This window comes from Pseudomonas rhizophila, from assembly GCF_003033885.1.
Classification (GTDB): domain Bacteria; phylum Pseudomonadota; class Gammaproteobacteria; order Pseudomonadales; family Pseudomonadaceae; genus Aquipseudomonas; species Aquipseudomonas rhizophila.
In genome coordinates, this window is the sequence record NZ_CP024081.1 from 3405712 (window position 1) to 3424270 (window position 18559).

Sequence of the window (18559 nt, forward strand, 5' to 3'; positions counted from 1 at the left end):
GATCGGTTAGAGTACGCGCCGCCCGAGAGATGGATCCCGGGCGTTTTCTCATGGAGTATTCAATGAACCACCTCAGCAAAATTGTCGCCTGCGCACTGGTTGGCCTGGCCCTGGCGGGTTGCACCGGCACCCCGATGAAAACCAAGCAGTACGACAGCAGCCAATACACCGTGGTCGGCCACAGTGAAGCGAAGGCCACCGGCCTGCTGCTGTTCGGCATGATCCCGATCCGCCAGAACAACCGTTTCGTGCGCGCTCAGAATGCCGCGATCCTGGCCAAGGGCGGCGATGCCATGATCAACACCCAGGTGCAGGAAGACTGGTTCTGGGCCTGGGTCCTGACCGGTTACACCACCAAGGTGTCCGGTGATGTGGTCAAGCTGAAAACCGTTCAGTAAGACTCACGCTGTTGTGGGGGAGGGATGTGCAGTGCCGGCTGGCGCGGATCGATCTGATCCAAACACTGCTAGTCAACAGTACGAGCACTTTCCTCCTCCCGAAGCCCAAGGCTCATGTCATCGCAGCTTTGCGACCAGGCGCTGAGCCATTCGGGCATGGCCGGTGAGTGTTCGGCCAACCCCAGTGCGCGAATAAACTCTCCCGGTGCAATCGTGCCTTGGGCCGAACGGAACAGGCCGCGCATCATCACCACGCCCACCACGCGCCCCTGGCTCAGGAAGCGGTGTTCCATGAAGGTCCACTTCTCGTCCCAGCCCAGCAGGCGGGTGTGCACTTCGAACGCTTCGAACAGCTTCAGCTCCCGGCGAAACTTACCCCACACATCCCCCACGATCGGCACTGCCCGGTTGCGCAAGGCCACTTTGTAGGCGCCGCTGCGCAGCACGTAATCCATACGCCCTACGTCGGCAAGGGTGAAATAGCGGCCGTTGGTGACATGGCGGTTGAGGTCCAGGTCCAACGGCCACACCCGCATGCGCACCACGGTGGTATCCAGGGGGCCGGTCGGCTTGCGCCAGGGACGACGAAACAGCATGAGCAACAGTCGGAACCAGAGATTCATAAATACGCCCGCGAGGGTGGAAAACGCCGCACTTTAGACAGGCGCCGAGGCCTGGGCTAGGTGCGCAAATGACTGTTTTCGTGGAAATCGCGCATTTGGGACATGTCCGGCGGGTTTGAACTCATCAGGAACCTGAGTTTGCGACGGCTGCGCCGCCGAGCGGGAGCAAGCTCCCTCGCCATAAAGGGCACTTTGGATTATCGATCGTTCCCACGCTCCTGCGTAGGAACGTCGCCAGGGACGCTCCGCGTTCCGCTTCTGGAAGGTGACGCAGAGCGTCACGGGATGCATTCCCACGCAGAGCGTGGGAACGATCAACAAAGGCACAACCTCAGCCTTTGGCCGCCATCGCAGTCACTTCCACTCGCATTCCTTCAACCGCCAGCGCCGCCACGCCCACTGCGGCGCGTACCGGCCAGGGTTTGGCGAAGAAACGCTGATACACCTCGTTGAAGGCCGCGCGGTCGGCCATGTCGGTGAGGTAGATGGTCAGGTGCAAGACCCGGTCCATGGAGCTGCCGGCGCCTTCCAGGGCTGTCTTGAGCGCCTGCAATGTGCATTCGCTTTGCAAGGTGATGTCACCCAGTTCCAGGCTGCCGTCAGGGCGAGTGGGGATCTGGGTAGAAACCAGCAGGCCGCCGAAGCCGGCGACGTCGGAAGAGATGGAGTCCGCGTCCGGGTCGGGGATGAACGTGATGTCTTGGTTTGCCATGAAAGCCTCTTGTTCAGGAAAGGGTTAAGGGGACGGATCAGCTGCGCGCCTCATCCGTTTCGTTTCGATGATGGTCAGGCCAACTGTCGACGGGGCGCGCACGGTCTTCGTTGAACATTTCGGTGAGCAACGCGTTGGTGCGCTGGTAGGCGTCGTGCCTGAACTTGAGGTCGTCTTCCGGCTGGGCGACGATTTCCTCCAGCATCTGCAGATTCAAACGACGGAACTGATCCGCGCGCTCGCGCGCTTCGTAAGCCCCGACGCCCATCTGCACCAGCGCATTTCGGCCCAATGCCAGCGCGCTCTCGAAGGTTTCCCGCTCGGCGGTCTCTACGCCCATCTGCCGCAGGGTGATCAGGTGCCCCATGTCCCGCGCACGGACGATCAGTTTCAACGCGGGGAAGTGCTCCTGGGCCAGTCGGGTCAGCGTCAGGTTGTCCTGCTGGTCGTCAATCGCATTGATCAGCACCACCGCCTGGCCGGCGCCGGCCGCGTGGAGCAGATCGAGGCGAGTGGCGTCGCCGTAGAACACTTTTACGCCGAATTTGCGCAGCGTCTCGATGTTGTCGGGGTCATGGTCCAACACCACCACCTCGACGCCGCAGGACATCAAGAGACGCCCGGCGATCTGTCCGAAGCGGCCGAACCCGGCGATGATCACCCGTGGGTTCTGCTGATCGACGAGGTCGGATTCCTGGCGGTCTTTCTTGGTGGCGGACTCTATTCGATCCAGCAGCAGGATCAGCAAAGGCGTCAGGCACATGGACAGGGCCACCGCCAGCGTCAGGCTCTTGCCCCACTGGTCGGTCAGAATGCCGGCCAGCGTGGCGGCGCCGAACACCACGAAGGCGAACTCGCTGCCCTGGCCGAGCAACACCGCTTGCCATGAGCGTTGGCCGGCAGGGACGTTCAGCAAACGGCTGACGGCCTTGATCACCAGCAATTTGATCAGAATGAAACCCAGGGTCAGGGTCATGACCTTCAGCGGTGCATTGATCAGCGTGCCGAAATCGATCGACATGCCGACACCGATAAAAAACAACCCCAGCAGTAAGCCTTTGAACGGTTCGATGTCGCTTTCCAGGGCATGGCGGTATTCAGAACTGGCCAGCAGCACCCCGGCGAGGAACGCGCCCATGGCCATCGACAAGCCGGCCTCTTCCAGCAGAAACCCGAAGCCGAACACTAGAAACAGCGCCACGGCGCTGAAGATCTCACGCAGACCCGAGCGCGCGGCGAAGCGCAGCAGCGGGCGCGTCACGTAGCGTCCCAACAGCACGACGATGCTGATGGCCACGACGATCTTGATAATCGAAAGCACCAGAGCGGTGCCGGACGGCGTGTCGCCGTGGGCCGCCAACAACGGAATCATGGCAACCAGCGGAATGGCCGCGATGTCCTGGAACAGCAGGACGGCGAAGCTGCTGCGCCCGACGGCGGTCGACGTCAGGTTGCGCTCGTTCATGGCTTGCATGGCGATGGCCGTGGAGGACAGGCTCAGGGTCAGGCCGACCAGCAGCGCGGCCGTCCAATTCAGCCCCAGGGCCGCACAGAACACCGCGATTGCCCCGCCACAGGCGAGCATCTGCAAGGCACCGCCACCGAACACCATCCTGCGCAACGCCCAGAGCCGCTTGGGATCGAGCTCGAGCCCGATGACGAACAGCATCAGGACGACGCCGATTTCGGCGAATTCCAGAATCGCCTTTACGTCAGTAACGAGCTTGAGTCCCCACGGGCCGATCACGCACCCGGCCAGCAGATAACCCAACACCGGGCCCAGGCCCAACCTGACGGCAATCGGCACGATCAACACTGCCGAACCCAGGTAGATAAGCAGTTCAATCAGGCTGTGAGTCTCCATATCAATCTTCCTTCCAGGAGGCCAGGCGTGCGCTGTAGTGTTCGATTTGTGCATCCAGGGTTTCGGACGCGCCGGCATACGCGCCGTGTACCACGACCGGCTCCAGCCAGCGCATGTGGCAGTAGACGGCCGTTGCGTGGAGGGGCTGGGCCAGCACCTGGAAGCCCGGGTAGGCGCCGATCTGGAAATGATCGTGGTTGCCACCCGTGGAGACGGCCCACAGCAGGGGCTTGTCTTTGAGGGCTGTGGCGTCTCTGCCATAGGCCCAGCCATGGGTGAACACTTTATCGATCCACAATTTCAGCAGCGGCGGCATGCTGTACCAATACATCGGGTGTTGGAGGACGAGCAGTTGGCACTGTTCGATGGCGCGTTGTTCGGCCTCGACGTCGATGTCGAAGTCCGGATAAAGATCGTAGAGAGACCGTATGACCACGTCCGGATGGCTGGATGCCCGCTGGAGCATTTGCTGGTTGACCCGTGATTGGTCAGGGTAGGGGTGGGCGTAAATGATCAGAATCATCAGGGCAATTCCGGTAGGCCGGTCCTGGTCAAAAGGTCGGACATCCTACCGAGGAAGGCGCGTGTTGTTTAGAACATTGTTTGCCGGCGTATGGTGCCGGGGTCAATTGAGCGGCAGCGAGACCTTGACCTCCAGGCCGCCGCCCCGCCGATTCCTGAGGGTCAGCGTCCCGCCATGCTCCAGCACCGTCGCCCGCGCTGCCGACAGCCCCAGCCCGACACCGCCGGTGTGCTTGTTGCGCGAGCCTTCGATGCGAAAGAAGGGCGCGAAGACTTGCTCGTGGAACTGCGGGGCGATACCAGGCCCGCGGTCGTGGACGCGAATTTCGACACGGTCCATGAACGCCTTGAGCTGAACGCCCGGCTCGCTGCCATATTTGCTCGCATTGTCGATCAGGTTGACCAGGGCTCGCTTGATCCCGATGGGCCGGCCCATGTAAACGAAACGAGGAGCGCCCTCGAATGAAACCTCGGTGCCGGCATCCTTGAAGTCGTCGACGACCGTGTGCAGCAGTTCGGCCAGGTCGAACGCGGTGGCGTGTTCGAGCCGAGCTTCGTCGCGGAAGAATTCCAGCGCACTATTGACCATCGCCTGCATTTCATCCACGTCCCTGAACAGCCTCGATTGCTGTTCGGCGTCGTCGATGAACTCTCCACGCAGGCGCATGCGGGTCAGGGGGGCGCGCAGGTCGTGGGAGATGGCTGCGAGCATCTGCGTGCGGTCCTGGACGAAGTGTTGCAGCTGGGCCTGCATGGCATTGAACGCGAGGATCGCCTGACGGATTTCGTGAGGCCCGACCACCGGGATGGGCGGCGCCCTGAAGTCCACGCCAAAGCGCCTGGCGCCTTCGGCAAAGCGTTCCAGCGGTGTCGCCAGATGCCGTGTAGCAATCAGGGCGACGATAAACGTCGATAGAAGAATCAGCCCGATAATGATCAGGTTGCGCATCCACTCTTTCAGGCCCCAACTGCGAGAGGCTACGGAAAATTCCACCCAGGAATCGTCGGCCAATTGGATGAGGACCGCGTAGCGCCTGTCTGGCTGGTCGGCGGGCCAATCGCCGGGCTCGAAGGCCTCTATCCTGGCCTCGGGCCTGCCCAGTTGCTTGCGCAGGAACGTCGCCCCCTCACTGAACTGTGGGTCGTCGATCACCGGCACTCGTGCGTCTTCACGACGGGGCAACCATTGTGCGGTGAACGCCTGGTCGCTGGCTGCCCTGGCGATATCGGGCCGTTGTCCGGGCGCCACCGAGTCGATGATACGAGTGATGGCGGCGGCTTTCTCCATCAGGCCGGTTTCCATCAGGGGAGGGCGTGCCCAGGTCCCAGCCAACAGGCCGAACAGCTCGTTCAGGGCCAGTAAAGTCAGCATGGCGAGCATGGTGGTCAGGGCAATCCAGCGGGCTACCGTATCGCGTGGCCGATGGAAAGCTGAGTGCCGGGGCTTCATCGCTTCACCACATGGGGGCTGAAAAGGTAGCCGCTGTTGCGAATGGTGCGGATCATCGATGGGCCAGTGATATCGCTCTCCAGCTTGCGGCGCAGCCGGCTGACCTGGACGTCGATGCTGCGATCGAAGGCGTCGTATGTTTCGCCGCGGGCCAGGTCCAGCAATTGCTGGCGAGTGAGGACCCGGCGCGGGTGTTCGGCAAAGACCAGCAGCAACTCAAACTCGCCGGTGGACAGCGGGATCATGACTTTGTCCGGTGAGCGCAACTCGCGGCGGGCGACGTCCAATTGCCAGTTTTCGAACTCCAGAATCAGGCGCGAGTTGTTGTTCAATGTGCCCCTGGCTTCGCCGGTGCGCCTGAGCACGGCGCGCACCCTGGCCAGCAGCTCGCGCGCATCGAACGGCTTGGTCAGGTAATCATCCGCCCCCAACTCAAGACCGACGACGCGATCACTCAGCTCACCCATGGCCGTGAGCATGATGATGCCGACCGTATGCTCGGCCCGCAGTCGCTGGCAGAGCACCAGTCCACTGTCTCCCGGCAACATGACATCGAGGATGATCAGGTCCGGCAAGCGACGCGCCACCGCCTGCCACAGGGCAGCACCGTCGGCGGCCACTTCGACGCTATAGCCATGTTGCTCGAGGAATTTGCGCAAGAGGGCGAGGACTTCGAGGTCGTCGTCCACCAGTAATAGATGGCTCACAGTGGGCACGCAGGGCAATGAATACAGAAGGGGATACTAGGGTCAATCCGGGGCCTGCGTCATATATTTCAACTCGGTAATAAAGTTGCCGACGAGCAATGTTGTGGAAATCTTCAGGCAAAGAATCAGGGGCAGGATCACCCGATGTCAGTCAGTTAAACGACGGCCAACCCAACACAACCCTCGCCACCAGAGCTGTGTACGGCGGTGTCTTCCCAAACTGACCGGTATCGCCCCAATTCCTCGCCGAGATAGCCTTGTATGCCGATCACCAAGCCCGCTCCGCTGTTTGTTCGTTGCACTGTTGTCGTAGGACTCGTGGCATTCGCCAGCGGCTGCACCAGCACGCCCGCTGCAACCCCTGGCAGTTGTGAACGTGCGAGCTACACCGTCGATGATCCGGCAGAGCCCGTCAACCGGGGTATCTTCGCCTTCAACCGGACTGTCGATGACTATGCGCTGGCCCCGGTTGCCCGTGGTTATCTCAAGCTTCCGGACGTGGTGCAGACGGGGGTGCATAACTTCGTGGCGAACTTCGGTGAGCCCAAGGTCTTCATCAACGATCTGCTGCAAGGCAACGCTCAACGCTCGGTCAACACCCTGGGTCGCTTCGTCATCAACACCACCGCAGGCATCGTCGGGCTGATCGATGTGTCGGGCAAACTGGGTATCGAGCGCCACAAGGCCGATTTCGGCCAGACGTTCGGCGTCTGGAACATCGCTCCCGGGCCGATCGTCGAACTGCCGTTGCTGGGAACGTCCAACCTGCGCGACGCAACCGGCAAACTGCTGAGTTCTACGGTCGATCCGTTCGGCAGCAACAGCGATACGGTCGATACGTTAGGCACGATCAATACCGTAGGTGGGGTCGTTGATGGTCGTGCCGAGGCGCTCCCGCTGACGGACAAGTTGCGGGCCCGGCCGGATTACTACGTGGCGCTTCGTGACGCGGTAGCGCAGCGGCGCGCCGATTTTGTCGCCCAGGGCAAGTTGGGCGCGGTGGCGGGGGACGACGCCTGCCCGGAGGGAGAGACCGTGGATGAGTAACCCTGTATTGGTTCTGCACCGGCGAGTGAAAAACCTTGAGCAAGGCATTCTGCATTGCCGGGAGATCGAGTTGCAGTTGACGGAGGATGGCCGACATTTACTGCTCAGCCGTTACCTGGAGTTGTACAGCCATGACCAGGTTGGCGCGTGCGACATCCAGAATTACCGGGTGCCTCTGGCGAGCATGATTCGCTGGATGGTCAGTCATGGGGAGCGGATGAGTCCACTGGTCCGCTAGCCTTGCGCCAACGCAGAGACTGCTAGACTTTACCGTCCAGTTATCTCTCGGAGAGATCGGATGAATAACAAAAACACGATTTGTCTCTGGTACGACGGTGCTGCGCTGGAGGCTGCGCAGTTCTACGCCGCGACGTTCCCGGACAGTGCGGTGCAGGCTGTTCATCACGCCCCCGGTGACTACCCGATGGGCAAGCAGGGCGATGTGCTGACGGTCGAGTTCACGGTAATGGGCATTCCCTGCCTGGGGCTGAACGGAGGCCCGGCGTTCCAGCATACCGAGGCTTTTTCGTTCCAGGTCGCGACTGATGACCAGGCCGAAACGGACCGCTTGTGGGATGCGATTATCGGCAATGGCGGCCAGGCCAGTGCCTGCGGCTGGTGCAAGGACAAGTGGGGCCTGTCCTGGCAGATCACCCCGCGCGTGCTGACCGCCGCGATAGCCAATCCCGATCAGGCAGCGGCCAAGCGCGCGTTCGAAGCCATGATGGAGATGACAAAGATCGACATCGCGGCCATCGAAGCAGCGTTGAAAGGTTGAGCGGCGCAGGCTGACAGTCCGCTATCGCGAGCAGGCTCGCTCCCACATTGGATCTGTGTCGGTCTCGATGGGTGGGTCAACACAATCCCCTGTGGGAGCGAGCCTGCTCGCGAAGACGGCGGGACATTCAACAGCCGCAACCTGACCCACCGCCAGTCAGCTCACCCCTGGGCGGTTTCAGGCAACCTGGCAATCACCTTGATCTCGAACTGAAAACCATACAACCAGGTCACCCCCACCGCCGTGAGCGTCGGGTGCGGTGCGCTGCCCCAGAATTCGGGCACCACTTTCCAGATCGTTTCGAATGTCGATTTGGGGTCGACGATGAACACGGTGACGTCAACCACATCATCAAAGGTGCAATCGGCGGCGGCGAGAATCGCCTTCAGGTTGTTGAACGCCCGCCGAACCTGGTCCTCCAGTTCAGGCTCTGGCGAGCCGTCTTCGGTGCTGCCGACTTGCCCCGATACGAACAAAAAGCCATTGGAACGAATCGCCGGCGAATAGCGATTACGCTCATAAAGTGCCTGGCGTCCGGCGGGGAAAACTACATCGCGCTGTGTCATGGGTGCCTCCATCAAAGGGTCGGATTCAATGTTGAAAACACTCTAGGGGCTTGTGCGCGGACGATAAACGAGCAACCTTGGCGATCACTGTTTGTAAAATCCAAACAATCTGACGAACACCCGGGGCAGCAATGGATCGTTTCGACGCGATGCAAGCATTCGTTCGAGTGGTGGAGGCGGGCAGCTTTACCAAGGCCGCCGAAACACTGCACATGAGCAAGACCACCGTGACCCAACTGGTGCAGCAACTGGAGGCCCGGCTGCGCGTCAAGTTGCTTAACCGCACCACGCGCAAGGTCAACGTCACCGCTGACGGCGCCGCTTATTACGAGCGGGTGATTCGCCTGCTGGCCGACATGGACGATGCCGAGACCAGCCTGTCCGGCGCTCAGGCACTGCCCAGAGGGCGATTGCGAGTGGACGTGCCAAGCCCGTTGGCGACCATGATCCTGATGCCGGCATTGCCGCAATTTTACGCGCGATACCCGGACATTCAGATCGACATGGGCGCAAGCGACCGCATCGTCGACATGCTCGATGAAAACGTCGATTGCGTGGTGCGCGGCGGCGAGCTGACGGATCAGTCGCTGATCGCCCGGCGCGTCGGCGACCTGGCTCTTGGCGTGTTTGCCGCACCGAGCTATCTGCAGCGCGTGGGCACGCCTGCGCATCCGCGAGAACTGGAAGATTCCCAGCATCGCATCGTCGGCTTCCTCTGGGCGCGCACCGGCAAACCGCTCCCTTACGCCATGCACAACCACGGCGAGCATTTGCACATCAAAGGACGCTACGCACTGGCCGTCGATGATGGCAACGCCTACCTCGCGGCCGGCCTGGCGGGGTTGGGTGTGCTCTGGCTACCCGAGTACATGTCCAGATCCCACCAGGCGCGAGGTGAGTTGGTGCGCCTGTTCGAAGACTGGCGCCTCGACCCGATGCCGCTCTACGTGGCCTATCCTCCTAACCGACACATCAGCGCCAAGTTGCGGGTGTTCATTGAATGGGTGGTGGAGTTGATGGCACAGCATGCGCCTGTTCTCGACCGATCCGGGTCATGAAACCCGACCACATGACTGCAGAGGAGACGTACCATGGACCAATTCACCGGCGGTTGCCTGTGCGGCAACGTTCGCATCCAAGCCTCGGGGCGCCCGTACCGGGTTGGTCTTTGCCACTGCCTCGACTGCCGCAAGCATCACGGGGCGCTCTTCTACGCCTCCGCCGTGTTTCCCCAGGATGCCGTGACGATCGAGGGCGAAACCCGGGACTACGCCGGGCGCTTCTTCTGCCCGCGCTGCGGCTCGTCGGTGTTTGCCCGTAGCGGCGACGAGGTGGAAGTGAACCTGGGAACGCTGGATGCCCCGGATCAACTGATGCCCACCTACGAAAGCTGGACCGTGCGCCGTGAGTCCTGGTTGCCGGCGTTTCCGTTCACCAGGCACTACCCGCATGATCGTGAGGGTAAGGGGCGCTCCGAGGAGTAGGCGCGGTAGCGGGTCTTAGCCAAAGCCCACAATCGCCTTGATCTCCAGGTACTCCTCAAACCCATGGAGACCATACTCACGGCCATTGCCGGAACGCTTGTAGCCACCGAACGGCGCCATCGGATTCCACGCCGGATAGTTCAACAGCACTTGCCCTGCGCGGATACGCGAGGCAACGCTGCGCGCCTGTTCAAGGTCCTGACCCTGAACGTGAGCGCCTAGCCCATAGACGGTGTCGTTGGCGATGGCGACCGCTTCATCCACCGTGTCATAGGGGATGATGCACAGCACCGGGCCAAAGATTTCTTCCTGGGCGATGCGCATGGCGCTGTCCACCTCGGAGAACACAGTGGGGCGCGTGTAGAAGCCTTTTGCAAAACCCTGCACGCGGCCTGGCCCACCACACAGCAGTTTTGCACCCTCGTTCAGGCCCACTTCGATCATGGCCTGCACGCGCTTGAACTGGGCTTGATTGGCGATGGGACCGAGGATGGTTTCTTCCGATTGCGGATCACCGACGATGATCGCATTGGCGGTGGCGGCAGCCAGGGCTTCGACCTCCGCTAACCTGTTTCTTGGCACGATCATGCGGGTTGGTGCGCTGCATGACTGGCCGACATTGCGAAACGCCGACATCACCCCCGGTGGCACGGCTTTGTCGAAGTCAGCGTCTGGCAGCAGCACGTTCGGTGACTTGCCGCCCAACTCCTGGGTCACGCGTTTCACCGTCGGGGCGGCCGCCTGGGCCACCAACGCGCCTGCGCGGTTCGAGCCGGTGATGGAGATCATGTCGATATCGGGATGCGCCGCCATGGCCGCACCGACCTCGGCACCGCTGCCGTTCACCAGGTTGAAGACACCGGGAGGAAGGCCCGCGTCATGCACCAGTTGCGCGAAGAGCAGGGCGCTCAGGGGCGACAGTTCGCTGGGTTTGAGAACGACCGTGCAACCCGCCGCAATGGCCGGAGCGACTTTTGCGGTGATCTGATACAGCGGCCAGTTCCACGGCGTAATGAGACCGCAGACGCCGATGGGTTCGCGGGTAATGGCTGTGCCGCCTTCGACCTTCTGGAAACAATAGCTGGACAGCACATCGCGGGCCACGCGCACGTGCTCGGCCGCCAGTGGCACTTGCATCGCCCGGGCAAAACCGATGGCCGCGCCCATTTCCAGAGAGAGCGCCTGGGCCAGCGCCTCCTTTCGTTCAAGGATCAGTTCATGGATTCTGCCGATCACCAGCGCGCGCGAAGCTGGCGAAGTCGAGGACCAGCCGGGGAAGGCCGCACGCGCCGCCGCGACCGCCCGATCAACATCCTCACACGACCCTTGGGCGACTTGGGCAACAACCTCTTCGGTGGCCGGGTTGATCACCGGCAAGGTGGCCGCATGTGCCGGGGACGACCAGTCACCATTGATATAAAGCTGTCTGGTTGTGTGCGGATCAAGGGTGTAGCTGTTCGAAGATCGGGTTGTCATCCAACGGGCTCCCATAGAGCGTTTATGGCATGGCCTGCAGCAGGTCGCTATGCCGTGTCTGCTCAATAAACTAACAAAGCGGCCCTGATCAATTGTGCCGTTCTCGACCTTGGCAAAGGAGAATCTGCTGTATCTGGCGCGCTAACTTGGCAAAAACGTAGCGGCATCCGTTTCAGGGCGTAGCCCTTGGGTTCAGACAAGCTTGCCAGTGCTGGCGACGCTGGCCGATTCAGGCATTGGCTTTCGATCCCGCTCCACAGGGGCATCCACTTCCCTTAGGAATGGCTTGCGTCGCGCGCCAGCGCTTGGACTTCAATCAGGTAGCCATGATGCAGCGCCGGGACGGGCACCACGGCGCGTGCGGGGCGGTGCTCGCCCAGATAGCGGGCATAGATTCGGTCGAAGGCCGGCCAGTGTTCGATGCCGGCGACATAGACCGTCACCTTCACCAGATCCCTCGGTCCCCGGCCAGCGGCGTCGAGAATCGCCAGCAGGTTTTCCAGGGCGATGGCGGCCTGGACCTCGAAGGGCTGGTCGACGCTGTGGCTGCCATCGGCGCGTACCGGCAATTGCCCGGACACATACAGGACGCCCTGGTACGACAGCGCCTGGGCGTAATGTCCACCCGGCGCTGCGGCGTGAGTGGTATGGATAAACCCGATTTCACCAGCCATGCAGACGGCTCCAGTTGTGCACTTGGCCCGTGGCATCACAGGCGAGGTAATGAGGGAACTGTGCGCCAGTGGCACAAGCATGGTTGGGCAGGATGCGCAGGCGGCTGCCGATGGGAAACCGCGCGGTGATATCCACGTGCTCGGCGTTCGTCAGGGTGATGATGCCGTGCTCCTGATTGGCGCTGGTGAGCAGCGCGCCGTCGATCCAGTCGCCGGTTTCGCTACACACTTGTCCATAGCCGAAGTCCCGTGACTGGCGCTGCGTACCCCGGTCACGACTCATGGCCATCCAGCCGGCATCGGTGATGATCCAGCCTTTTTCCTGTTGATGACCGATGACGGTGGTCAGCACGCTCAGCGCCAGTTCGCCTGCCTGGCAGACGCCGACGTTGTGCATCACCAGGTCGAAGAATACATAGACGCCTGCGCGAACCTCGGTGACGCCTTCCAGGTTCTGTGCCGACAGCGCCGTGGGTGTGGAGCCGATGCTCACCTCAGGGCAGGCCAGCCCGGCCTCGCGAATGCGTTGGGCTGCACGAACGCAGAGGTTGCGTTCCTGTTCGGCCAAGGCTTGCAGCGCGTCTGGCGTATCGAGTTCGTAGCTGGAGCCGGCGTGGGTCATCACGCCGCAAAGCTGCATGCCGCCTTCATCAAGTAGCCGGGCGATGCCCACGAGTGAATCGTCCTCGACCCGCACGCCGGACCGATGGCCGTCGCAATCGATCTCGATCCAGACCTCGAACCGCTCATCGTGCTGCTGGCCGAAATCGACGATGGCCCGGGCCGCCGTCAGGCTGTCCGTGAGGATGCTCAAGCGACAGCCTTGGCGCCTGAGCGTCAGGGCTTGGGCCAGTTTGCCGGGCGCCATGGCCACGGCGTAGAAAATGTCCTGGATGCCGGCTGCGAAACAATGTTGCGCCTCCTTCAAGGTAGACACGGTGACACCGTTGGCGCCCGCGGCGATCTGCGCCTGAATCACGGGCAGGCATTTACTGGTCTTGATGTGGGGCCGTAGACGCACACCCAAGGTGTCCATGCGTTGCTGCATGCGCTGGATGTTGCGCTGCATGCGCGGTACATCGATGAGCGCGACAGGGGTATCAAGGAGGGGAATTGAGGCGGTCATGAGCAGCACTCGGTGGGATAGGGACAGGGCGACTCTACTCAGGAATCGTGAAGTCGTGGTTCAATGCTGTGTCATCAATCATTAAGTTGAACTGAATGATTAGCATCGAAGACCTGCGCATGGCCGTGACGCTGGCGCGCTCCGAGTCGTTGAGCGCAGCGGCCAGGGCCCTCAATGTCTCGCCACCTGCGTTGTCCATGCGCTTACGCAAACTGGAGACACTGCTCGGCCTGACCCTGGCCAACCGCGATGCTCGGCGCTTGAGCCTCACCGCCGATGGCGAGCGCTCTCCCGCCAGAGCGCGCTGTTGCTGGAGCAACTGGAGGCGCTTCCCGAGTCGTTCAAACAGCCGGACAATCAACTGGCCGGCACCCTCAGGCTGGCGGCGCCGTTCGGCTATGGACGGCAACGCATCGCGCCGTTGCTGGCGCGTTTTGCCAGGTTGCATCCACAGTTGTGCCTGCACCTGGATCTACGGGAAACGCCCTGGCCCGATCGTCACGACAGTGATGCGGTGATTCACATCGGCAACCTCAGTGACAGCCAGTGGGTCGCCCGGCCCCTGAGCCACAATGCCCGCTGGTTATGCGCCAGCCCCGCCTACCTGGAGCGGCACGGCACGCCGTCTTCACCGGAGCAACTGGCTGAGCACCGCTGTATTTGCATTCGCGAAAACGATGAGGACGTCACGCTGTGGCATCTGCGCAATGAGCAGGAACGCAAGACCCTGCGCATCCAGCCAGCATTGCTGAGCAACGACGGCAGCGTGGCCCGACGCTGGGCCGAAGAGGGGCTGGGCCTGGTGCTGCGCTCGCAATGGGATGTCAGCAGAGCCATCGCCGAGGGCAACCTGGTCCGGGTGCTCGCCGATTGGCAATTCGACAGCGCACCGATCAACCTGCTGGTGCCGTCGCGCAAAGTTCGCAGCGCTCGGGTGCAGGCGTTGGTGAGTTTTCTTGAGGCTGAGTTGAAAGCCTGACGTCATCGCGAGCAGGCTCACTCCGGCAATGAATCTGTGGCAAACACAAAGGTGGCTGCCCCATCAAAACCCTGTGGGAGCGAGCCTGCTCGCGATAGCGGCGGCCCGTTCAACCTGGATGCTGGAACGGCCCGCTGCAGGCGTAGATTCTGCCGCAAAGCGGCCTTCACTGCGTCGCCAGACGCACCATAACTGTCCGCAAACCCACAGAAACACGGGTGCAACGCCCGTGTCTGGAGCATCCCGCAAAGTCTGCTGAGCGAGCCCTGCAAAACGGTGGTTTGTACCAAGCGGCCGGTATTTTTAACCGTTTATCCACGGTCTCATGGTGTTGTAATAAAAACGTGATGCAGCGTTGTACCGGTGCTTCACGAACGGCATCAATGTTTGCCTCGGCATTGCCTTAAACAACAAATCCAGGACCGCACTCATGAGCTTTCTTCGACCCAAGTACATCACCTTCGACTGCTACGGCACGTTGACCAACTTCCAAATGGGCACCATGACCCGCGAGCTGTTCGCCGATCGTGTCGATGCCGGGCAGATGGACCAGTTCGTCAAGGATTTCTCCGCTTATCGTCTGGATCAGGTGATGGGCGAGTGGCGGCCCTATGATGAAATCATCAAGACGTCCCTGATGCGGGTCTGCAAGCGCTGGGGTGTCGAATATCGGGGCGAAGGCCAGCTCTATTACGACGCCGTGCCCACGTGGGGCCCTCACGCCGATGTACCGGCGGGTCTGTCGAAAATCGCCGACAAGATTCCCCTGGTGATTTTTTCCAACGCGATGGACGAACAGATCATGTCCAACGTCGACAAGCTTGGCGCGCCTTTCCATAAAGTCTTTACCGCCCAGCAGGCCCAGGCCTACAAGCCGCGCCTGGCGGCCTTCGAATTCATGCTCGATAACCTCGGCTGCGGGCCGGAGGATGTGCTGCATGTCTCGTCCAGCTTTCGCTACGACCTGATGTCGGCCCACGACATGAAGATCAAGAACAAAGCCTTCGTCGCCCGCGGTCATGAGCAGCCGGCGAACGCTGTGTATGGCTACCACCAAATCCCGGACATCGGCGGTTTGGCCGGTCTGGTCGGGCTCTGAGTTGAGCGCACTCTTCAAGGTGAAAAGGGGTTAGACATGGGCAGTGAGTCTTATTGGCTCGATACCGCACCGGCCTTCACCGGTGCCCAGCTCGGCGGATTGCCCGGGCGGGTAGACGTGGCCATTGTCGGTGGCGGTTTCACCGGTCTGGCGGCGGCCCGGGCCCTGGCCTTGAAGGGGGCCAGCGTGGCGGTGCTGGAAGCCGGCAGGGTGATTGGCGAAGCGTCGGGGCGCAATGGCGGTCAGTGCAACACCGGCGTTGCCCAGGACTACGCGTCACTCACCGCCAGCCTTGGCGCCGATAAAGCGCGGGCTTATTACCTGGCCTATGAAAGCGCCGTACAGAGTGTGGTTTCGCTGGTGGAGCAGGAAGCGATTGCCTGCGATCTCACTCGCCATGGCAAGCTCAAACTGGCCGCCAAAGCGTTGCACTACGAAGGACTGGCGCGCACCTGTGAGTTGATCCGCAAGGAAGTCGATGCCGACGTCGAGTTGCTGTCTGCCCAAGCGGTGCGGGCGGAGGTCAATTCGACCCAGTTCCACGGTGGCCTGCTGCAGCGCAACGGCGTGCAGATGCATGTCGGGCGCTTCGGTGTCGGCCTGGCCGAGGCGGCGGCCCGTCACGGGGCGTTGGTGTTCCAGGGCGTGTCGGTGAAGGACTGGAAGGCGAACACAGGCGGCTATCAGGTCAACACCAGCAAGGGCGCGCTGCAGGCCTCGCAGATCCTGCTGGCCACTGGCACCTGTCAGCAAGGTGGATTGGGCTGGTACCGGCGACGAATCGTACCGGTGGGCAGCTTCGTCATCGCCACCGAAGTGTTGCCCCAGGCGCTGATCGACAGCTTGCTGCCGGCGCGTCGCTCCTACGTCACCAGCCGCATGATCGGTAACTACTTTCGCCTGACGCCGGACAACCGGCTGTTGTTTGGCGGTCGGGCGCGGTTTGCCATGTCTGACAGCGTTTCCGACGCCAAGAGCGGCAAGGTGCTGCAAGCGGCGATGGTGCAGATGTTCCCGCAGTTGGCCCACGTCAGGATCGACTATTGCTGGGGCGGGTTGGTGGACATGACGTCCGACCGTTTACCCCGGGCCGGCCAGCATGGGGGGGTGTATCACTCCATGGGCTACAGCGGCCACGGCGTGCAGATGTCGGTGCACATGGGGCAGGTCATGGCCCAGGTCATGGCCGGCGAGGTCGAGGCCAACCCTTGGCGCGAGCTGGATTGGCCGGCCATTCCCGGGCATTTCGGCAAACCCTGGTTCCTGCCGCTGGTAGGCGCGTATTACCGCCTGCAGGACTACCTGCACTGAGTTTCATGGCGTTGTTTGGCGTTTCAACCACGTTGCGTTAATCGTGCGCAATCGAGCCCTATCATTTTCCGAAAGGTAGAACTGACATGACTGACAACAAAAATGGCATTGAAGACCAGTTGATCACCGGTACAGAAAGTCTGCGTGTTTTCGAAGGGCTCAATCGCGGCATGTCTCGCCGCAATGCATTGCAGATGCTGGGGTTGGCAGGTGTGGCCGCAGCAGGTGCAGGCAGCCTCTTCGGCGCCGCCGGCAAGCTGTTCGCCGAAGAAGCGGCAAGCCCGGGCAAAGGCAAGCCGGGCGGGCGTATCCGCGTCGCCGGCATCTCCAGTTCCACCGCCGACACCCTGGACCCGGCCAAAGGCTCATCGTCCACCGACTACGTGCGTCATTACATGTTCTACAACGGCCTGACGCGCTTCGACAGTCACATGGTGCCGCAACTCGAACTGGCCGAGCGCATCGACACGACAGACGCCACGCTCTGGGTGATTACCCTGCGCAAGGAAGTGACTTTCCACAATGGCAAGGGGCTGACCGCCGCTGACGTGGTGTTTTCCCTGTTGCGACACAAGGATCCGATCACGGGATCCAAGGTCTTGCCGCTGGCGTCGCAGTTCGCCGAGGTCAAGGCCATCGGCAGCCATGAAGTACAGATACGTCTGAGCGGCCCGAATGCCGAGCTGCCATCGGTCCTGGCCATCTCCCATCTGTTGATCGTGCCTGAAGGCACCAGCGATTTCAGCCAGGGCATCGGTACCGGTCCGTTCAAGGTCAAGGAATTCAAGCCGGGAGTGCGTTCCATCGGTGCGCGCAATACCAATTACTGGAAACCCGGCCTGCCGTATCTGGACGAGATCGAGTTCATCGGCATTCCCGACGAGCCATCGCGGATCAACGCGCTGCTATCGGGCGATGTGCAGATTGTCAACGAGGTCAACCCGCGTTCCACCACTCGTATCAAGAACAGTGCTGGCCATCGGGTCGTGGACTCGCCGTCGGGTAACTACACTGACTTGATCATTCGTCAGGACCAGATGCCGGGCCAGAGCCCGGAGTTCACTCAGGCGATGAAGTTGCTGTTGGACCGTGAACAGATCAAGTCGGCAATCTTCCGTGGCTACGCCAGGGTCGGCAACGATCATCCGATCGCCCCCGGCGCACGGTTCTTCAATGCTGACCTGCCACAGCGGACCTATGACCCGGAAAAAGCGCGTTTCCTGCTGAAGAAGGCGGGCATGGAAAGTATCACCATGCCGGTGATGTGCTCGCCGGCTGCCACCGGCTCGGTGGACGTTGCCGTGTTGCTGCAGCAATCGGCCAAGGAGGCCGGGCTCAAGCTCAATGTCAACCGCCTGCCGAGCGATGGCTACTGGTCCAACCACTGGGCCAAGCACCCGATCAGCTTCGGCAATATCAACCCGCGGCCCAACGCCGACATGCTGTTCTCGCAGTTCTTCCAGTCCACGGCGCCGTGGAATGAGTCCGCCTGGAAGAACCCGCAGTTCGATCAGCTATTGGTCCAGGCCCGCGGCGAAACTGATGAGGTCAAGCGCGGCAAGATGTACGCCGACATGCAGACCCTGGTGCATGACCACTGCGGCATCGGCATCCCGGTGTTTATCAGCAACATCGACGGTGTCGATCAGCGCGTCAAAGGCTATGGCACCAACCCGCTGGGCGGTTTCATGGGCTACATGTTCTCCGAGCAAGTCTGGCTGGACGCCTGATGAACGCCGGGTA

Annotated in this window: 19 protein-coding genes and 1 pseudogene; 10 read left to right on the forward strand and 10 right to left on the reverse strand. The window is 61.6% G+C overall.

Features of this window, described 5'->3' with window-relative positions; translation table 11 throughout:
• Positions 1–62: 62 nt before the first annotated feature.
• Positions 63–398, forward strand: coding sequence for a lipoprotein (locus tag CRX69_RS15900; RefSeq protein WP_047227691.1), 336 nt, complete (start codon positions 63–65; stop codon positions 396–398).
• Positions 399–466: 68 nt separating this feature from the next.
• Here the strand turns inward: CRX69_RS15900 and CRX69_RS15905 are convergent, their stop codons facing one another.
• The 6 genes from CRX69_RS15905 to CRX69_RS15930 all read right to left on the reverse strand — a co-directional run bounded on the left by CRX69_RS15905 (position 467) and on the right by CRX69_RS15930 (position 6276).
• Positions 467–1021: a thioesterase family protein gene (locus CRX69_RS15905; RefSeq protein ID WP_047227690.1), complete on the reverse strand. Its 555-nt coding sequence runs from the start codon at positions 1019–1021 to the stop codon at positions 467–469.
• A gap of 331 nt (positions 1022–1352) precedes the next feature.
• Entirely contained in the window at positions 1353–1733 is a 381-nt protein-coding gene (locus CRX69_RS15910; RefSeq protein ID WP_047227689.1) for a RidA family protein, read from the reverse strand.
• Between the two features lie 37 nt (positions 1734–1770).
• Entirely contained in the window at positions 1771–3597 is a 1827-nt protein-coding gene (gene kefC, locus CRX69_RS15915) for a glutathione-regulated potassium-efflux system protein KefC (protein WP_107322313.1), read from the reverse strand.
• 1 nt (position 3598) lies between these two features.
• Positions 3599–4120: a glutathione-regulated potassium-efflux system oxidoreductase KefF gene (kefF, locus tag CRX69_RS15920; protein ID WP_047227687.1), complete on the reverse strand. Its 522-nt coding sequence runs from the start codon at positions 4118–4120 to the stop codon at positions 3599–3601.
• Between the two features lie 102 nt (positions 4121–4222).
• On the reverse strand, positions 4223–5569 hold the full coding sequence (locus CRX69_RS15925) for a sensor histidine kinase (RefSeq protein ID WP_076385437.1): 1347 nt from the start codon (positions 5567–5569) through the stop codon (positions 4223–4225).
• Positions 5566–6276, reverse strand: a complete 711-nt coding sequence (locus tag CRX69_RS15930; protein WP_076385435.1) for a response regulator — start codon at positions 6274–6276, stop codon at positions 5566–5568. Before CRX69_RS15930 ends, CRX69_RS15925 begins: the two co-directional genes overlap by 4 nt.
• Positions 6277–6537: 261 nt before the next feature.
• On the opposite strand from CRX69_RS15930, the gene CRX69_RS15935 reads away from it, so the two are divergent.
• Genes CRX69_RS15935 through CRX69_RS15945 form a run of 3 tightly spaced genes read left to right on the forward strand, consistent with a single transcriptional unit; the run spans position 6538 to position 8101 of the window.
• Positions 6538–7323 (forward strand): MlaA family lipoprotein, encoded by a 786-nt coding sequence (locus CRX69_RS15935; protein WP_076385433.1) that lies wholly within the window; start codon positions 6538–6540, stop codon positions 7321–7323.
• Positions 7316–7561, forward strand: a complete 246-nt coding sequence (locus CRX69_RS15940; protein ID WP_047227683.1) for a hypothetical protein — start codon at positions 7316–7318, stop codon at positions 7559–7561. Before CRX69_RS15935 ends, CRX69_RS15940 begins: the two co-directional genes overlap by 8 nt.
• Before the next feature lie 60 nt (positions 7562–7621).
• Entirely contained in the window at positions 7622–8101 is a 480-nt protein-coding gene (locus CRX69_RS15945) for a VOC family protein (protein WP_047227682.1), read from the forward strand.
• A gap of 161 nt (positions 8102–8262) precedes the next feature.
• Here the strand turns inward: CRX69_RS15945 and CRX69_RS15950 are convergent, their stop codons facing one another.
• On the reverse strand, positions 8263–8667 hold the full coding sequence (locus CRX69_RS15950) for a RidA family protein (RefSeq protein WP_076385431.1): 405 nt from the start codon (positions 8665–8667) through the stop codon (positions 8263–8265).
• Between the two features lie 131 nt (positions 8668–8798).
• Here CRX69_RS15950 and CRX69_RS15955 point away from each other — a divergent pair, with 131 nt between their 5' ends.
• Positions 8799–9725, forward strand: coding sequence for a LysR family transcriptional regulator (locus tag CRX69_RS15955; RefSeq protein WP_076385429.1), 927 nt, complete (start codon positions 8799–8801; stop codon positions 9723–9725).
• 33 nt (positions 9726–9758) lie between these two features.
• Positions 9759–10151 (forward strand): GFA family protein, encoded by a 393-nt coding sequence (locus CRX69_RS15960; protein WP_047227679.1) that lies wholly within the window; start codon positions 9759–9761, stop codon positions 10149–10151.
• Positions 10152–10166: 15 nt separating this feature from the next.
• Here the strand turns inward: CRX69_RS15960 and CRX69_RS15965 are convergent, their stop codons facing one another.
• From CRX69_RS15965 to CRX69_RS15975, 3 genes are all read right to left on the reverse strand, one after another.
• Complete coding sequence (locus CRX69_RS15965) at positions 10167–11627, reverse strand: aldehyde dehydrogenase family protein (RefSeq protein WP_076385427.1); 1461 nt, start codon at positions 11625–11627, stop codon at positions 10167–10169.
• Between the two features lie 275 nt (positions 11628–11902).
• Positions 11903–12301, reverse strand: coding sequence for a RidA family protein (locus CRX69_RS15970; protein WP_076385425.1), 399 nt, complete (start codon positions 12299–12301; stop codon positions 11903–11905).
• Positions 12291–13427 (reverse strand): DSD1 family PLP-dependent enzyme, encoded by a 1137-nt coding sequence (locus CRX69_RS15975; RefSeq protein ID WP_107322314.1) that lies wholly within the window; start codon positions 13425–13427, stop codon positions 12291–12293. Before CRX69_RS15975 ends, CRX69_RS15970 begins: the two co-directional genes overlap by 11 nt.
• Positions 13428–13522: 95 nt before the next feature.
• Here CRX69_RS15975 and CRX69_RS15980 point away from each other — a divergent pair.
• The 4 genes and pseudogenes from CRX69_RS15980 to CRX69_RS15995 all read left to right on the forward strand — a co-directional run bounded on the left by CRX69_RS15980 (position 13523) and on the right by CRX69_RS15995 (position 18546).
• A pseudogene (locus tag CRX69_RS15980) lies at positions 13523–14406 on the forward strand (LysR family transcriptional regulator).
• Between the two features lie 430 nt (positions 14407–14836).
• The gene (locus tag CRX69_RS15985) at positions 14837–15505 is read left to right on the forward strand and encodes a haloacid dehalogenase type II (RefSeq protein ID WP_076385419.1); all 669 of its coding nucleotides are present in this window, start codon (positions 14837–14839) and stop codon (positions 15503–15505) included.
• Positions 15506–15541: 36 nt separating this feature from the next.
• On the forward strand, positions 15542–16816 hold the full coding sequence (locus CRX69_RS15990; protein WP_107322315.1) for an NAD(P)/FAD-dependent oxidoreductase: 1275 nt from the start codon (positions 15542–15544) through the stop codon (positions 16814–16816).
• A gap of 86 nt (positions 16817–16902) precedes the next feature.
• Entirely contained in the window at positions 16903–18546 is a 1644-nt protein-coding gene (locus tag CRX69_RS15995) for an ABC transporter substrate-binding protein (RefSeq protein WP_107322316.1), read from the forward strand.
• Positions 18547–18559 lie beyond the last annotated feature (13 nt).

Coding starts and splice junctions, on each gene's coding strand:
- CRX69_RS15900 (WP_047227691.1), top strand. CDS start 63: ATGAACCACCTCAGCAAAATTGTCGCCTGCGCACTGGTTGGCCTGGCC.
- CRX69_RS15905 (WP_047227690.1), bottom strand. CDS start 1,021: ATGAATCTCTGGTTCCGACTGTTGCTCATGCTGTTTCGTCGTCCCTGG.
- CRX69_RS15910 (WP_047227689.1), bottom strand. CDS start 1,733: ATGGCAAACCAAGACATCACGTTCATCCCCGACCCGGACGCGGACTCC.
- kefC (WP_107322313.1), bottom strand. CDS start 3,597: ATGGAGACTCACAGCCTGATTGAACTGCTTATCTACCTGGGTTCGGCA.
- kefF (WP_047227687.1), bottom strand. CDS start 4,120: ATGATTCTGATCATTTACGCCCACCCCTACCCTGACCAATCACGGGTC.
- CRX69_RS15925 (WP_076385437.1), bottom strand. CDS start 5,569: ATGAAGCCCCGGCACTCAGCTTTCCATCGGCCACGCGATACGGTAGCC.
- CRX69_RS15935 (WP_076385433.1), top strand. CDS start 6,538: ATGCCGATCACCAAGCCCGCTCCGCTGTTTGTTCGTTGCACTGTTGTC.
- CRX69_RS15940 (WP_047227683.1), top strand. CDS start 7,316: ATGAGTAACCCTGTATTGGTTCTGCACCGGCGAGTGAAAAACCTTGAG.
- CRX69_RS15945 (WP_047227682.1), top strand. CDS start 7,622: ATGAATAACAAAAACACGATTTGTCTCTGGTACGACGGTGCTGCGCTG.
- CRX69_RS15950 (WP_076385431.1), bottom strand. CDS start 8,667: ATGACACAGCGCGATGTAGTTTTCCCCGCCGGACGCCAGGCACTTTAT.
- CRX69_RS15955 (WP_076385429.1), top strand. CDS start 8,799: ATGGATCGTTTCGACGCGATGCAAGCATTCGTTCGAGTGGTGGAGGCG.
- CRX69_RS15960 (WP_047227679.1), top strand. CDS start 9,759: ATGGACCAATTCACCGGCGGTTGCCTGTGCGGCAACGTTCGCATCCAA.
- CRX69_RS15965 (WP_076385427.1), bottom strand. CDS start 11,627: ATGACAACCCGATCTTCGAACAGCTACACCCTTGATCCGCACACAACC.
- CRX69_RS15970 (WP_076385425.1), bottom strand. CDS start 12,301: ATGGCTGGTGAAATCGGGTTTATCCATACCACTCACGCCGCAGCGCCG.
- CRX69_RS15975 (WP_107322314.1), bottom strand. CDS start 13,427: ATGACCGCCTCAATTCCCCTCCTTGATACCCCTGTCGCGCTCATCGAT.
- CRX69_RS15985 (WP_076385419.1), top strand. CDS start 14,837: ATGAGCTTTCTTCGACCCAAGTACATCACCTTCGACTGCTACGGCACG.
- CRX69_RS15990 (WP_107322315.1), top strand. CDS start 15,542: ATGGGCAGTGAGTCTTATTGGCTCGATACCGCACCGGCCTTCACCGGT.
- CRX69_RS15995 (WP_107322316.1), top strand. CDS start 16,903: ATGACTGACAACAAAAATGGCATTGAAGACCAGTTGATCACCGGTACA.